Here is a 14,687-nt window from a genome sequence, read left to right on the forward strand (position 1 = left end):
GGCGCCGGCTGTCGAACGCGCGCCTTCGAGTTCCGGCGCCGACCAGCGCCTGCGCAGCCTGGCGTCCGCCGAGCGGCCGCTCGCCACGCAGGCCATGACGGCACAGGCGGAGGCCGGCCTGTGCCTCGGACCGGAACTTGCGGGCCGCCGACCGGCGTCAGACGCCGCGCCGGCGGCGGTGTCGTCAAGGCCGCGGTCGGAAGCGACGACAGCCACGGCTGTAGCGGGAGCGATCACGGGAGAGGGCAGGCAAGCGCGAGAGCAAAATCGTTTGTGCCTTCGCGCGGGCCGCGGTTCCAATCGAAGCGGCGTCTACCCCCGGCCCGTCAGCCCGGCGGCCTGCCTTTCTCGCACATGCACGGCCCGTCCGCCGCTGTACGTCGCAGCCACCGCCCGGTCATCCCCCAGCAGCGCAAATGCGAACAGCAATTCCTCCAGGCTCTCGGTGCGCGCCGTCCGCCGCGCCAGCAGCGGCGTCGCCTGCGGATCGAGCACAATGAAGTCCGCTTCCGCGCCTGCGGAAAATCCGCCTATCGTGCCTTCCAGCTGCATGCTCCGTGCGCCGCCGAGCGTGGCAAGGTAGAACATGCGCAGCGCCGGCAGGTAGGTGCCGCCCATGCGCGCCACCTTGTACACCGCATTCATGGTCTGCAGCATGGAGAACGCGGTGCCGCCGCCGACATCGGTCGCGAGCGACAGCGGTACCCGGGCGGCATCGGCGCGGGCGAAGTCGAACAGGCCGCTGCCGAGGAACAGGTTGGAGGTGGGACAGATCGACGCCGCCGACTGTGTTTCGCGCATGCGCGTGCGGTCGTGCTCGTCCAGCCAGATGCAGTGCGCGTACATCGCGCGCGGGCGCATCATGCCATAGCTGTCGTAGACGTCGAGATAGCTGCGCGAAGCGGGGAACAGGGACTTCACCCAGTCGACTTCATCCGTGTTCTCGGCGACATGGGTCTGCAGGAAGGTGTCCGGGTAGGCGCGCGCCAGTTCGCCGGCAAGTTGCAGCTGCGCTTCGGTGGAGGTCGGTGCGAAGCGCGGCGTGATGGCATACAGCTGGCGTCCCTTGTTGTGCCAGCGCCGGATCAGGTCCTCGCTGTCCCGCACCCCGCCTTCCGCCGTGTCGCGCAGGAAGTCCGGGCAGTTGCGGTCCATCAGGATCTTGCCTGCCACCATGCGCAGGTTGCGCCTGTGACTCTCCTCGAAGAAGGCGTCGGCCGATTCCTTGTGCACGGTGCAGTACACCATGGCGGTGGTGGTGCCGCATCGCAGCAGCTCATCGAGGAAGAAGCGGGCGACTTCGGCCGCATGTTCGGGATCCTTGAACCTGCTTTCGTTCGGGAAGGTGTAGGTCTCGAGCCAGGGCAGCAATCCCTCGGCCGGCGACGCGATCATGTCGGTCTGCGGATAGTGGATGTGGGTGTCGATGAAGCCGGGAACGATGAGTTTTCCCCGGTAGTCGTGCACGACAGCGTCGGGCGGCAAGGCCGGGTGCAGCCGGACATGGTCGCCGGCGGCCAGCACGCGGCCGTCGGCCACGACCAGCAGGCCGTCCTCGTGCCACGCGTGGGCCTGCCCGCTGAACGCGGGGTCGTCGTTGAAATGCAGGATGCTGGCGCGGTAGGCCTGGCAGCCGGCGGGGAAGGGTATTGACATCATCATGTTCCTCGGCCGAGGCCGGTATCGTGTTGGTTGGTTCTCAGGCGTGGGCGGGGCGCGCCTCGACGCCGCTTGCGGCCGCCTGCTGCGCCTCCCACGCCTGCAGCAGCTGGGCACATACCGACGCGGCGATCACCGCGGGTTGCTTGCCGTCGATGCCGGGCAGGCCGATGGGGCACACCATCGTCTCCAGGGCTGCGGCCGGGACGCCGCGTTCGCGCAGGCGGTGCTCGAACTGCATCCGCTTGGTGTGCGAGCCGATCAGGCCGACCCATCCGGCATCCGCGCGGCGCAGGATGGCTTCGCAGAGGCGTTGGTCCAGCGCATGGCTGTGGGTCATGACCAGGTAGCTGGCGCCCGGCGCGGCGGCGGCGACCAGGGCTTCCGGCGTATCGGTGACTTCGGCCACCGTATTGGGCGGCAGCGACGGCGGGAACAGTTCCTCCCGTTCATCCACCCAGGTGACGTGGCAGGGAAGCTCTCCCAGCGCGCGCACGATGGCCGCGCCGACATGGCCCGCGCCGAAGAGTAGCAGATGCGGGCGAAACGCGCGGCAGGCGTCGGCAAGCCAGCGGCCGCCACCGGCGTCGCGCAGCAGTTCGGTGGATGAGGCGGCGCCGGGCTGCGGCGTGCCGGGGGTGCCTGCCAGCAGGCGCCCGTCCTCGTCCAGCAGCGCTGCCGCCCCGCCGTCCAGCGCAACCAGGCGCCAGCTGTCCTGGCGCCCCTGCCAGCGCGCATGCAGCCCGCGGAACAGGGGCAGGGTGGCCGGATCGACCAGCTCGAACGCGAGATGCACGACGCCGCCGCAGCACTGGCCGAGCGCCGGTCCGAGCGGAAAGCGGGCCAGTTGGCGCGCCTCGCCGCCGGCCAGCATCGCGCGCGCCAGTTCGACCGCGCGCAGTTCGAGGTGGCCGCCGCCTATCGTGTCGAATTGTCCATGCGCGCTCACCAGCATCTTGGCGCCGGGTTCCCGCGGGCAGGAACCTGCAATACCGGCGACCGTGACCAGCACCGCCGGCACGCCGCGTTCGCCGAGCGCGAGCAGCGCTTGCAGCCAGTCGTTCATGTCGCCGCCGCCCGCACCGCATCCACCGCATCCAGGATCGCCTCCGGCGTCGCCGGTGCCTGCAGCGGCGGATTGTGGCGGTAGTCGCCGACGGCGGCGATGGCATCGCGGATCGCGAAGAAGACGGAAAAAGGAAGCAGCAGCGGCGGCTCGCCGACCGCCTTTGACCGGTGGATGCTGTCGGCGACGTTGCTGTTCTCGAACAGCCTGACATGGAACGCGGACGGGCAGTCCGACACGGCCGGTATCTTGTAGGTGGAAGGGGCATGGGTCATCAGCCTCCCTGCCGCGTTCCACCACAGCTCCTCCGATGTCAGCCAGCCCATGCCCTGGATGAAGCCGCCTTCCACCTGCCCGATGTCGATGGCCGGATTGAGCGACTTGCCGGCGTCGTACAGCACATCGGCGCGCAGCAGTTTCCATTCGCCGGTCAGGGTGTCGACCACGACCTCGGCCACCGCCGCGCCGTACGCGAAGTAATAGAACGGGCTGCCGGTCATCGTCGACGCATCCCAGCTCAGGCCGGGCGTGGCGTAGAAGCCGTCGGACCAGAGCTGCACCCGCGCGTTGTAGGCGCGGCGCACCAGCGAGGGAAACGGCTCGGCGCTGCCGCCGGCATGCACGTGATTGTCGGCGAAGCGCACCTCCTCGGGGGCGACCTGGTACAGCTGCGCGGCGAAGGCCGCCAGCCGCTCGCGTATTCTGCGTGCGGCGTCCTGCGCCGCCTTGCCGTTGAGGTCGGCGCCGGTGGACGCGGCCGTCGCGGAGGTGTTGGCGACCTTGCTGGTGTCGGTCGCGGTGGCGCGTACCCGCGAGAGGTCGAGCCCCAGCTCGTGCGCGACCACCTGCGCCACCTTGGTGTTGATGCCCTGGCCCATCTCGGTGCCGCCGTGGTTGACCAGCACCGAGCCATCCACGTAGACGTGCACCAGCGCCCCCGCCTGGTTCAGGTGCGGCAGGTTGAACGAGATGCCGAACTTGACCGGCGTGACCGCCATGCCCTTCTTCAGCACCGGGCTAGAGGCGTTGAAGCGCCGGGTGGCGGCGCGCCGTTCACGATAGCCGCTGTCGGTCTCCAGCTGCGCGACCAGTTCGTGGATCACGTTGTCCACCACCTTCTGGCCGTAGGGCGTGAGGTTGCGCCCCTCGGCGGCGCCGCGGCCGTAGAAGTTGATGCGCCGCACGTCGAGCGCATCCTTGCCGAGATTGCGCGCGATCTCGTCGATCACGTATTCGATCGCGATTGCGCCCTGCGGCCCGCCGAAGCCGCGGAACGCGGTGTTCGACTGCGTATGGGTCTTGCCGCACAGGGCCAGGATGTCCACGTCGGACAGGTAGTAGGCATTGTCGAAATGGCAGACGGCGCGCGTGGCGACCGGCCCCGAGAGGTCGGCGGAGAAGCCGGCGCGCGACACCATTTCGACACGGGCGGCAGCAATGCGGCCGTCGTCGTCGTAGCCGATCTCGTATTCATAGTGGAAGCAATGGCGCTTGCCGGTCACCAGCATGTCGTCGTCGCGATCCGCGCGCAGCTTGACCGGGCGCCCGAGCCGAGCCGCGCTGATCGCCGCCGCCGCCGCCCACAGCGCGGACTGCGATTCCTTGCCGCCAAAACCGCCGCCCATGCGCCGGCATTCCACGGTGACGTGATGGGAGTGCAGGCCAAGCGCGTGCGCGATCACATGCTGCATCTCCGACGGATGCTGGGTAGAGCACCAGACGTGCATGGTGCGGTCTTCCCTGGGCACCGCATACGAAATCTGGCCCTCCAGGTAGAACTGCTCCTGGCCGCCCACATGCAGCGCTCCCTTCAGCCGGTGCGGCGCCTGCGCATAGGCGCGCTGGAAGTCGCCGCGGGCGAGCCGCATCGGCGGCAGCACCAGCGACTGCGCCTGCTTGGCCTGTTGCGGCGTGAGGATGGCAGGGAGCTCCTCGTAGTCGACCTGCGCCAGGCGCGCGGCGCGGCGCGCGTTGTCGTGGGTGTCGGCCACCACGATGAAGATCGGCTGTCCGACGTACTGGACCAGGCCGTCGGCCAGGATCGGGTCGTCATGAATGATCGGGCCGCAGTCGTTGAAGCCGGGGATGTCACGGGCGGTGTACACCGCCACCACGCCGTGTGCCTGCCTGACGGCGTCCAGGTCGACGGCGCGCAGCTTCGCATGGGCCTTTTGCGACAGGCCGAGCGCCGCGTGCAGGGTGCCGTGCAGTTCCGGGATGTCGTCGGTATACGTCGCTTCGCCGAGCACATGCAGCCGCGCCGACTCGTGCGGATGCGGCTTGCCGGCCTGGCTCCAGGCCGGGGGCGCCAGCGCCGCGAGGGATTCGGGTCTGTTCATGATGCTGTCCTCATGCCGCAAAAACATGCACGGCCCCGGCCGGGAGCGGATCGGCCGGGCGCGTCTCCAGCCAGAAACGACGCAACAGGTTCTGCGCGGCCTTCATCCGGTATGCGCTGCTGGCGCGCATGTCGGTGAGCGGCGCGTAGTCCTGCGCGAGCTTCGCCGCCGCATCCTGCGCGGCCGCTTCGTCCCAGGTCCGGCCTTGCAATGCCGCCTCGGCCTGCGGCGCGCGTCGCGACGTCGCCGCCATGCCGCCGAATGCGATGCGTGCCTCCCGGATCGTGCCGCCATCCAGTGTCAGTGCGAACGCCGCGCACACTGCCGAAATGTCCTGGTCGAATCGCTTGGCCAGTTTGTAGGTACGGAACGCAAGGCCTTCCCGCGGCAGCGGAATGCGCACGGCCTCGACCAGCTCGTCGGGGCGCAGGTCCTTCTTCTGGTAGTCCAGGTAGAACGCGTCGAGCGGGAGCACCCGCCGGCCCGTGGCGCCGTGCAGCACGACCTCGCTGCCGAGGGCAATCATCCAGGGGGCGGAGTCGCCGATCGGCGACCCGTTCGCGATGTTTCCGCCGAGGGTGCCCGCATTGCGGATCGGCAGCGAGGCGAACCGCTGCCAGAGTTGCTGCAGCGCCTGCGGGTAATGCCGGCAGGCCGCGCGGTAGGCGTCGTCCAGCGAAACCGCCGCGCCGATTTCCAGCATGCCGTCCCGTTCGACGATCCGTGCCAGCTCTCGCACCCGGTTGACGTGGATGATGTCACCCAGGTCGCGCAACTGCTTGGTCACCCACAATCCTACATCGGTCGCGCCGGAAAGAAGGGTGGCATGCGGATGTTGGGTGCGCAGCGCGACCAGCTGCTCCAGCGTGCGCGGCGCATGGAAGGACCGGCCGGCATGGGTATAGCTGAAGCACTCCTCCCGCTGAATCGCCTGCAGCGCCTGCTTGAGCGCCGTACGATCGAAAGCCACCTTCGGCAATTCCTGCATGCGCCGCGCGGCGTCGATGATCGGCCGATAGCCGGTGCAGCGGCACAGGTTGCCCGACAGCGCGTCGTCGATCTCGCCGCGCTCCGGCGCCCGGCCGTCCTGCTCATGCTTGAGATACAGGCTCCAGAGCGACATCACGAAGCCGGGCGTGCAGAAGCCGCACTGCGATCCGTGACACTCGACCATTGCCTGTTGCACGGGATGCAGGCGGTCCGTGTGATGCAGGTCCGGCGGCGTCGGGGCCGGTTGCGCCGGGCCTGGCTGTTTCAGGTCTTCCACCGTGAACAGCGCCTTGCCGTCCAGCGCGGGCAGGAATTGTATGCAGGCATTGACGGTCTTCAGTTCCACATCATCGCCTTTCAGCTCGCCGACCACGACGGTGCAGGCGCCGCAATCGCCCTCCGCGCAGCCTTCCTTGGTGCCGGTGCAATGGCGGTCCTCGCGCAGGTGCTGCAGGACGGTCCGGGTCGTCCCGACGTCCTTGATTTCATGCAGCTGGCCGCGGTGGAAATAACGTATGGCTGAAGACATGCTCTCTCCGTCTGTGCGCCTGCCGCGCTTGTCATCCTGTCAAGAGACGGTAGCGGGACGCATGGCTGCCGGGACCCGGCAAGTCCCGATGATGCGGGATGCCGCTGGCGTCGTGCGGCGGCTGCTGACATAGTAGGTATACAAGCTGCCATATATGCAGCGGCGCCGGTTGCGGGACAGCAAACAGGCGTCATCCGCCAGCGGGGATGCTCGGTATATCGCGGACTGGATGGCCGCCCGGCGCGCGGAAGCTATGATGGCTGCCACATTGGAGAGAGGAGGGAAGGAATGGGGAAACTGAGCACACATGTACTCGATGTCACGCAGGGCAAGCCGGGCGCCGGCGTCGCTTTGGCGCTATACCTCGTCGAGGGCGACAGCCGCCGGCTGCTGAAGCAGGCCGTGACCAACGGCGATGGCCGTTGCGACGGCCCGTTGCTGCAGGACGGAGAGATGCGAACGGGGATGTATGAGCTGGTATTCGACGCCGGCGATTATTTCGCGGCGCAGGGCATCGGGCTGCCGCAGCCGCGTTTCATCGACAGGGTGACGATTGCGTTCGGCATCGCGGATACAGCACAGAACTATCATGTGCCGCTGGTCGTGTCGCCATGGTCGTACTCGACCTATCGGGGAAGCTGAGGCGTGCCGGACCGGCGGCGCCATGCGCAATGCGCGGCGCCGCCCACCGCCCCGCACGGACCCGTCGCGTTGATGCAGCGGGATGGGAGGCGGTTGCGCATGCAATGGCTGGCGAAGGCAGGGCGGGTGGCGGCAGGCTTGGGGAAGTAGGGGAAGCAGGGGAAGTCGTGCAAAGACCGCGATGGGTGACATCGGGACCGCGCGCTGGCGCGGGCGGCATGGAGTGCTGCGCGGAGGGACGCACAGAGGCAGCAAGAATCCCGGCGTCGAATACGCGGGACCCTGGGATCGCCGGCACCTGCGCGTCCGTGGGGTGCCTATGTCGGTCTGCAAATTGCTGCTTGAACGTTGAACGTCTGTACGAGGGCTGAACGTCTGTACGAGGGTTGCGCGTCCGCACGAAGATAGAACGACTGGACGCGGACCGGGCGACGGGATGAGGATCGGCCGCGGACTGGAAGAAGCTTGAGCCATGTCGGCAGGGTGGCAGTCCGCCGGCGCCCGCCGGCCTTGCCTCGGTTGCGCGGGCCGCGGCAGTGCGCCGGCTGCACACGCTTCCGCATCTCGTATTGCATCGACATGCGGCAGCACCGTTATTCCGGAAGTAGGCCATGAGAAATTGCATATTTCATTGCAATTTCGGCACTGCTACGCTTGATGTGTCGGTCAGGACTTTCGCCGCATGCCGACGATCTCTCAGCGGATCGTCCGCTGTCGGCCGACAAAGCCGGACCGACGACTCCCTTCGGGGCCTTCAATGTAGGTCAACTTTCAGGAGGAATCATGGCGTTTGCAGTACTTTCGGAGGACGAAGTGGCGGCGGTATCCGGCGGCTTTGGCATTCCAGGTGCAGTGCTGGGTGGGGTCGGAAGCGGTATCGGGTACTGGTACGACAATCCCAGCGCAAATCTTCCCGGGCTGGTCACTTCCATCGGCACTGGTGCCCTCGGTGGCGCGCTGGGCGGGGTGGCCGGTTGGGGCATAGGTCTGAGCGGCGGCCTTTACGGGAATGAAGTGGGTTCGTGGTACTGACCAGCGCGACCTGCCGCCGAAGACCGTAGGTGATGAACAGCTTCTTCGACATTGGCCTGTTTGCCCTAGGCTTTGCTGCGCTCTTGCGCGACGCGCATTACCTGCGCAAGGGCGCCGTAGTACCTGCGCTGCTATGGGCTGCGGTGGCGTGGGCCGCTCTCATGGCGCGCGGTATTTTCCATGGCCCGCCACGGCCCATCGAGGAGCACGTCGGTTTCGGTTTTCTCTATGCCCTGGTATTTTTTGGCGTGACTGGCGTTGCACTTTTCCTCGGCAAAAGAGGAAGGCGCTGAAACCCGGACGCGTGAACGGCTTCGCGCATCGCCCAACCGGTCCGCATCCCTGCCAACGTTGTCAACAGTACGCGGCCTCGCGATAGAGGTCGCGTACATTTTCCTTTCTGTTCCCTTGCTCCTTCCTTCATTCCGGTTCAATCGCCCTGGCTGGCTGGCTGGCTGGCTGGCTGGATTGTTGGCCGGCTGGCTGGTTGGATCACCCCCTTGCTGGTTCGATCGGTCTGACCAGTTCCTGCACTTCTCTTGGTGCGATTACTCCTGCTGTTTCAACCAGCCTTGTTGGTACTACCCCTGCTGTTTCAATCAGCGTTGTTGGTGCGAATACCCCTGCTGTTTCAACCAGCGTTGTTGGTGCGAATACCCCACCTGTTTCAACCAGCGGGTTAGTGCGAATAGCCGTCCTGCTTTAATCAGCCTGACTGCGTGACTGATCCTTACTACTGCATGCACACTTGCTGGTTCGTCCCCCCTTGCTGGTTCGTCCCCCTTACTGGTTAATCTCCTGTAGTTGTCATTCACTTTCGAGTTTGCTTTCTCCTGGCTTCATCTCCTCGTGCTGCATGGACTTCTGCTGGCACATGATCTCCACCTGCCGCTTCAACACTTTTTTCTGTTCAATTGCTCCTTTCCGTGTTTCACCGCTGCCGCTACTTCCAGAACGCCTCGAGCGGCACAGCAGCAGGTGCACTCCGATACATCGCGCGACCGGAACTGCAACTGCACGCCTGGCGCAGGACGACTGCTTTGCGATGAGCATATCGAACGAGGTATAACGCAGACCGACAAACGGGACGAAGACCGACAGCGTTGCCTGCATATGGGCCGGACCCCAAGTTTCGGGTTGGTGCAGCCGGGGACCGGCTTCCTGATGTGAAGAGGTGCGTGCAGAGGTGCGCCCCGCATGCATGCGACATGTGTAGACGCGCAAGTGCGCGGTGTGCTGTTGCGCACGGCGCAATCCGACTGCTGTCAACCTGTCAGCGGTCGCCCGTCCTCTGGCGGATCCTTTCGCGATGGTTTGGCGAGAACGATTGAGTCCTGCTGTATTTTTCCGTTCGCCAGCACAATCACCCGGTCGGCGGTCGCAATCGTCTCGGGTCGGTGCGCGACGATCACCCGGGTGATCGCCAGCGACTTTACTGCGGCGTTGACTGCATGTTCCCGTGCAAGATCGAGATGGCTTGTCGCCTCGTCGAGGAACAGTATCCTGGGACGCTTGTACAGCGCGCGGGCGAGGAGAATGCGTTGTTTCTGGCCGCCCGACAGCACGGTACCCATGTCCCCGATCAGGGTGTTCCAGGCCATCGGCATGGCTTCGATATCCTCGGCGACCGCGGCCATACCGGCACATGCCGCGATCCAGTCCGCGTCGGCCTCGGGATCGAAAAAACTGATGTTCTCGGCGATCGTGCCGGCAAACAGTACATCGTCCTGCATGACGGTTCCCGTCATGGTCCGCAGCCGTGCCTTGCCCATACTGGCAAGTGGCACGCCGCCGATCCTGACCGTTCCCTCGTCCGGGGAGAGGATGCCGAGCATGAGGTTGATCAGCGTGGTTTTTCCGCCGCCGGAGGGGCCGGCGATGGCGACGGACTCGCCAGCGCCGATCCGCAGGCTCACGTCGTCGAGGACGAAGGGCTCCTGCTCGCCGTAGCGGTACTTCACCCGGGATAGCTCGATGGTCGCGGCCGGCCACGCTGCCTGGCTTTCCTCGGGGCCAGCGATACGATCATCGGTGACACCGTCATCCTCGGGCGGGGTCAGGACGATGTCCGCCAGCCGTTCCCCGTGGAGGCGCAGCATGCCCACTTCGACCAGCTTGTCGACCAGCGCGCTCACCCGGTTGTCGAACTGCCCCTTGTAGGCATGAAAGGCGATCAGCGCGCCAACCGTGAAATGGCCGTCGATGACGAGACGGGCGCCGAGCCAGATGATGAGGATGTTTTCGATGCCGAACAGCAGCCCGTGCGACAGGCGCAGCAGCAGCTGCAGCTTCTGGGTCCGGAGATCGGCGTTGACCTGGTCGACCAGCAGCGCCAGCCATGACGCATGGCGTGCCTCCTGGCGATGGAACAGCTTGATCGCCTTCATTCCGCGCACCGTCTCCAGGAAATGGCTTTGCTGCTTCGCTGCGTGAACGATCTGCTCCTCGCTGGCCCGGCGCAGAGGGCCATACCATGCCCAGCGGCCAAGCGCGTACAGGCTCATGGCGCCGACGGCAATCCACCCGAGCATGACGCTGTAGATGAACATCAGCGCCAGCGTGGCCACCGTCATGATCCCGTCGAGCACCGCCTCCAGGAATGCACTCGTCAGCGTTCGCTGGATCTGGTCGATCGCGCCGAAGCGCGAGACGATGTCGCCCAGGTGGCGCTTCTCGAAATACTGCACCGGCAGCCGTGCCAGGTGCGTGAATGCATTGGATCGCCACTGGATGTTCAGCGTCGTCCCGGTGTACATCAGCACCCAGCCCCGGGCGGTGCCGATGCCTTGTTGCAGCAGCATCAGCAAGCCGAAGCCCAGCGCCAGTGTCGTGAGCAGGTCGCGGTCGGCGGATACCACCACATTGTCGACCACCCATTGCAGGAAGAACGGACTGAGCAGCGACAGCACTTCGAGCGAAATGGCAAGCAGCAGGACCTGCGCGAGGGATCCGGACAGGCCGGTGACTTTCCCGACGAGCGCGCCCAGCGCGAGCGCTTGCCGCGCCGACCGCGGTTGAAAGTCGGATGCAGGCCAGAGTTCCAGCGCGACGCCGGTAAAGGATGCCGATACTTCCGCCATCGTCAGCCGGCGCACGCCAAAGGCCGGGTCGTGGATCGTGACCGCCTTCTGGCTTACCGACCGGAGCACCACGAAGTGATTGAAGCGCCAGTGCAGGATGCAAGGCAGGCGCAACTGGCGCAGGTCGTCCATCTCCAGCTTGACGGCACGAGACGACAGCTGCAAGCGCCCGGCCAGCCGGGTCAGGTGCGCGAGCGTCGTCCCCTTGAGCGAGATCGGGAAGCGATGTCGAAGGCTGCAGAGGTCGGTGCGATGTCCGTGGTAGCCGGCAACCATGCCGAGGCAGGCGAGCCCGCATTCGGCCGCCTCGGTCTGCAGCAACACGGGCAGCCTGGTGGAAAAGCCGAAGGAGAGCGCCTCCGGAAGCACCGCGGCGAGGCGGCGCATCAGAGCTTACGCCCCATGCTGTAGAGCGGCTCCAGCACCCATTCGTACAGGCGGCGCGTCTCCTGCAACACGTCGGCTTCCACGCGCATCCCGGATTGCAGGGCCTGTGGGCGGCCATAGGCGACGACCGCCTGGGCGGCGAGCCTGACGGTAATCCGGTACACCGGCTCGCCCCGCTCGATGGCGGCGTCACCCGCAAGCTCGTCTCCGGGCAGCGCGGTGCGCGCCACGTCGGCAACGGTGCCTTGCGCATGGCCAAATTTCTGGTATGGATACGCGACGTAGCGCAGCAGCACCGCGTCGCCCGGCCTGACAAAGCCGACCGCGCGACTCTGCGCGTAGAGATGGGCCTGCAGCACGGCGCCTTCCGGCACGATGCTGACCAGCGGGCGCGCCGGATCGACCGACTGTCCCGGTTCGGCGATGGCAGCGGTGGCGATGCCGGATTCCGGCGCGCGGATGGCAAGGTGGCGACGCGCTTCGTTCTCGGTCAGTTCCTGTTCAATGCCGACGATGGCGCGCTCGACCTGCGCCTGCTGGTTCTCGTGCCGCAGGCCGAGACTGCCGTATTCATGGCGCTGCGATGCCAGTTCGCGGGCTGCGGCCATGCGTTCGCGTTCCAGGTTCTGCAGGCGATTGCGCTGGTCGAGCACGTCCGCATCCTTCTGCTGGAGATGCTCGCGCGAGATGTAGGCCTGTGCCAGCAACTGCGCGTGGCGCGCCCGGGTTTCTTCCGCCAGCCTGACCCGGGTCTCCTGCCCGGCAATCTGGCCGTCCAGCTTCTCCATCTCGCGTTGCAGGCTCTCGATCCGCCTTCCCAGCGCCGCGTGCTCTTCGCGATGCAGGATCCGATGCTTGTCGCGTTCCTCCTGAAGCGACTGCCGCCGGGCGCGCAGCTGTTCGCTGACAAGCGCGTGGGTGCTTCCCTGTGTGCTGCTGTGCCGTTCGCCGGAAAGCGTGTAGAGGACATCACCCCGCTTGACGGCCTGGCCTTCGGCCACATGCCTGTCGACGATGACGCCGGCCTGGGGTGCATGGACCTTGACCAGGCCGGTCGCAGGCATCAGCTGCCCGGACACCGTGCTGCGCCTCGTATAGGAGCCTGTTGTCAGGAACAGGATGACCGCGGTCGCGCAGGCGAGTGCGCCACCGCACATCAAGGTGAAGGAAAGCGGACGGGCGAGGACGATATCGCCCATCCAGTGGCCGGCGCGGGCGTGCACCGCTTCTGTGCGAAATAGTGTGTTGTCCTTGGCCATACGTAAGCAGGTGTGGGAATCGTGGCGCCGCACTACCGGGGCAACTTCCCTGCCTCGGCAGCGGTGCTTCGCGGATATCGATGAAGCCCAGCGATGCTAACAACCCGCTTGCCATCGGCAAAGCTGGAATTTCTCATGGTCGTCGCGCCGATGTCGCATGGGCTCAGTGTCGCGGCATCAATACGAACGCCACTGCAGGTAGCCCAACGCCACCGCCTTGCTGACAGCCTGCGCACGGTTCGAGGCGCCAAACAGGCGGATCAGTGTTGCGACATGATTGTTGACCGTGCCTTCACTGATATGCAGGCGGGCCGCGATCTGCTTGGAAGCCACGCCCTCGCGCAGCAACAACAGAATCTCTTCCTGCCGGGGCGTGAGCCGGATCGGCGCGGGACGGACGTCCGGTGCGGCAAACACAGGCCGGCCCTCGATCACTGCATGCAGGTCCGATGTGAAATCCGCGAGCGGGGCAGTGCAGAGCAGGTAGCCCAGCATGCCGGAGATCCTTGCCTCGTGTATCCACGACGGGTTGCCGGAGCGGGCAAGCAGCACGCAGCGGTCCGCCAGGCCGAGCAGGCAGAAGCGGCGCGCGAGCGACAGCCCGTCGGCGCCGGGAATGTCAGGGGCGAGGAACACCCTGTGCCAGGCAACGTCCGATTCGATTGCGGTCATTGCGGAAGAAGCGCAGTCGCAAGTCGTCGTCACTATCCCGCGGTCCATCCTGTGGATCAGCTGTTGCAGCGCAAAGGCAACCAGCGCATGGTCCTCGACGATGAGGACGCGTTTGATGTCGGAGTCACTCTGCACCCATATCCTCCCAATGCCGATGGATCCGTATGCGAAGCATTCGATTCTAAGTAAGCGGCAATCCGGATGGCAACCGCAGATTTGTCTTCCATTCCTGGTCTGGCGGTCGCCATGGCGCGACCGGAATGGCTTGCACTTCCCGCCGGCCCCGATGCTGCCTGACATTCCGAGCGACGCACGGTCCTGTCCTGCGTCGCCGGCATGAGAAAGTGCATGTGTCTTGTCTGCGTCATTCCTCCCAACGCGTGAGGAATTGCCCGTTTCGCGTCGCGCGGGCGCCGCCTATGATGCGTTCCGCCGGTGTATATATCGCGCGCCTCGCAGAACGGCGCTGGTGATCTGACGCAGGTTCGGATGGGTGCGCCGCCGCCGTTTGGATTTCATCATCGGGAGGAAGTGCGCGTGACACTACAGGTGGGTCCGCGCCCGCGCCCGCGACCGCGACCGCAAGGCAGGCGGCGTCAGCATGCGGTGCGGCTCATGTCCGTTCCGCTGGCGTCGGGGACTCGGCGGAATCTCGTGCCTATGGCGGCGTCTGGACGGGCTGAAATACAAGCCAACGTCTCGTGTATGCATCGAGCGTGTCGCTGCATTCGCACTGAAACGCGCTGACAAAAGGACGCAAAGCCCGTGACATGATCATCGCCGTGGTTGATGTGGGGCAGCAGGGACCCCGAAGAGGCTGGGGCTGTCGGCAGTCCGGTTTGGCAAACGGTTGAAATTTCTACGCTGCGACCATGAAGCCATGGCGCCGTGGGGCGGAGCGCTTCGCGGAGAAACGCAGGAAGGCGCAGGCCGTACGCGCTCATAAACGTCATGACCCTGCGCTGGCCATCCAAGCATGGCGATCGCACCGCGCTTGAAATGCCATGTGCTGAAGGTGCCCGCGTACCGCGC

The 14,687-nt window shown here is 66.0% G+C and carries 11 protein-coding genes; 3 read left to right on the forward strand and 8 right to left on the reverse strand.

Annotation, left to right across the window (positions count from 1 at the left end; translation table 11 throughout):
• Nucleotides 1–312: 312 nt before the first annotated feature.
• The 4 genes from guaD to xdhA are packed head-to-tail and all read right to left on the reverse strand — an operon-like array spanning nt 313 to nt 6,583.
• Nucleotides 313–1,659, reverse strand: a complete 1,347-nt coding sequence (gene guaD, locus VIM12_RS17900; RefSeq protein WP_331943880.1) for a guanine deaminase — start codon at nt 1,657–1,659, stop codon at nt 313–315.
• Nucleotides 1,660–1,699: 40 nt separating this feature from the next.
• On the reverse strand, nt 1,700–2,725 hold the full coding sequence (xdhC, locus tag VIM12_RS17905; RefSeq protein ID WP_331943187.1) for a xanthine dehydrogenase accessory protein XdhC: 1,026 nt from the start codon (nt 2,723–2,725) through the stop codon (nt 1,700–1,702).
• Entirely contained in the window at nt 2,722–5,064 is a 2,343-nt protein-coding gene (gene xdhB / locus VIM12_RS17910; RefSeq protein WP_331943189.1) for a xanthine dehydrogenase molybdopterin binding subunit, read from the reverse strand. The genes xdhC and xdhB overlap by 4 nt, the downstream gene beginning before the upstream one ends.
• 10 nt (nt 5,065–5,074) lie before the next feature.
• Nucleotides 5,075–6,583 (reverse strand): xanthine dehydrogenase small subunit, encoded by a 1,509-nt coding sequence (gene xdhA / locus VIM12_RS17915; RefSeq protein WP_331943191.1) that lies wholly within the window; start codon nt 6,581–6,583, stop codon nt 5,075–5,077.
• 288 nt (nt 6,584–6,871) lie between these two features.
• Here xdhA and uraH point away from each other — a divergent pair, with 288 nt between their 5' ends.
• The 3 genes from uraH (at nt 6,872) to VIM12_RS17930 (ending at nt 8,550) form a co-directional block, all read left to right on the forward strand.
• The gene (gene uraH, locus VIM12_RS17920; RefSeq protein WP_331943193.1) at nt 6,872–7,225 is read left to right on the forward strand and encodes a hydroxyisourate hydrolase; all 354 of its coding nucleotides are present in this window, start codon (nt 6,872–6,874) and stop codon (nt 7,223–7,225) included.
• 783 nt (nt 7,226–8,008) lie between these two features.
• On the forward strand, nt 8,009–8,257 hold the full coding sequence (locus VIM12_RS17925) for a hypothetical protein (RefSeq protein ID WP_331943195.1): 249 nt from the start codon (nt 8,009–8,011) through the stop codon (nt 8,255–8,257).
• 32 nt (nt 8,258–8,289) lie between these two features.
• Entirely contained in the window at nt 8,290–8,550 is a 261-nt protein-coding gene (locus tag VIM12_RS17930) for a hypothetical protein (protein ID WP_331943197.1), read from the forward strand.
• A 514-nt stretch (nt 8,551–9,064) separates the two neighbouring features.
• On the opposite strand, the gene VIM12_RS17935 is transcribed toward VIM12_RS17930, so the two are convergent.
• The 4 genes from VIM12_RS17935 to VIM12_RS17950 form a co-directional block, all read right to left on the reverse strand.
• Nucleotides 9,065–9,481, reverse strand: a complete 417-nt coding sequence (locus tag VIM12_RS17935; RefSeq protein ID WP_331943199.1) for a hypothetical protein — start codon at nt 9,479–9,481, stop codon at nt 9,065–9,067.
• 41 nt (nt 9,482–9,522) lie between these two features.
• Nucleotides 9,523–11,724: a peptidase domain-containing ABC transporter gene (locus tag VIM12_RS17940; RefSeq protein ID WP_331943201.1), complete on the reverse strand. Its 2,202-nt coding sequence runs from the start codon at nt 11,722–11,724 to the stop codon at nt 9,523–9,525.
• A complete protein-coding gene (locus tag VIM12_RS17945) occupies nt 11,724–12,983 on the reverse strand; it encodes an HlyD family secretion protein (protein ID WP_331943203.1) in 1,260 nt (419 codons plus the stop codon). The genes VIM12_RS17940 and VIM12_RS17945 overlap by 1 nt, the downstream gene beginning before the upstream one ends.
• Before the next feature lie 177 nt (nt 12,984–13,160).
• Entirely contained in the window at nt 13,161–13,790 is a 630-nt protein-coding gene (locus tag VIM12_RS17950) for a response regulator transcription factor (RefSeq protein WP_331943205.1), read from the reverse strand.
• Nucleotides 13,791–14,687 lie beyond the last annotated feature (897 nt).

This window comes from Noviherbaspirillum sp., from assembly GCF_036563305.1.
Taxonomy (GTDB): Bacteria; Pseudomonadota; Gammaproteobacteria; order Burkholderiales; family Burkholderiaceae_D; genus Noviherbaspirillum.

What these genes read in the sequence shown, in the direction of transcription:
- VIM12_RS17930 (WP_331943197.1), top strand. Translation starts at nt 8,290, where the DNA reads ATGAACAGCTTCTTCGACATTGGCCTGTTTGCCCTAGGCTTTGCTGCG.
- xdhC (WP_331943187.1), bottom strand. Translation starts at nt 2,725, where the DNA reads ATGAACGACTGGCTGCAAGCGCTGCTCGCGCTCGGCGAACGCGGCGTG.
- VIM12_RS17940 (WP_331943201.1), bottom strand. Translation starts at nt 11,724, where the DNA reads ATGCGCCGCCTCGCCGCGGTGCTTCCGGAGGCGCTCTCCTTCGGCTTT.
- VIM12_RS17945 (WP_331943203.1), bottom strand. Translation starts at nt 12,983, where the DNA reads ATGGCCAAGGACAACACACTATTTCGCACAGAAGCGGTGCACGCCCGC.
- xdhA (WP_331943191.1), bottom strand. Translation starts at nt 6,583, where the DNA reads ATGTCTTCAGCCATACGTTATTTCCACCGCGGCCAGCTGCATGAAATC.
- uraH (WP_331943193.1), top strand. Translation starts at nt 6,872, where the DNA reads ATGGGGAAACTGAGCACACATGTACTCGATGTCACGCAGGGCAAGCCG.
- guaD (WP_331943880.1), bottom strand. Translation starts at nt 1,659, where the DNA reads ATGATGTCAATACCCTTCCCCGCCGGCTGCCAGGCCTACCGCGCCAGC.
- VIM12_RS17925 (WP_331943195.1), top strand. Translation starts at nt 8,009, where the DNA reads ATGGCGTTTGCAGTACTTTCGGAGGACGAAGTGGCGGCGGTATCCGGC.
- xdhB (WP_331943189.1), bottom strand. Translation starts at nt 5,064, where the DNA reads ATGAACAGACCCGAATCCCTCGCGGCGCTGGCGCCCCCGGCCTGGAGC.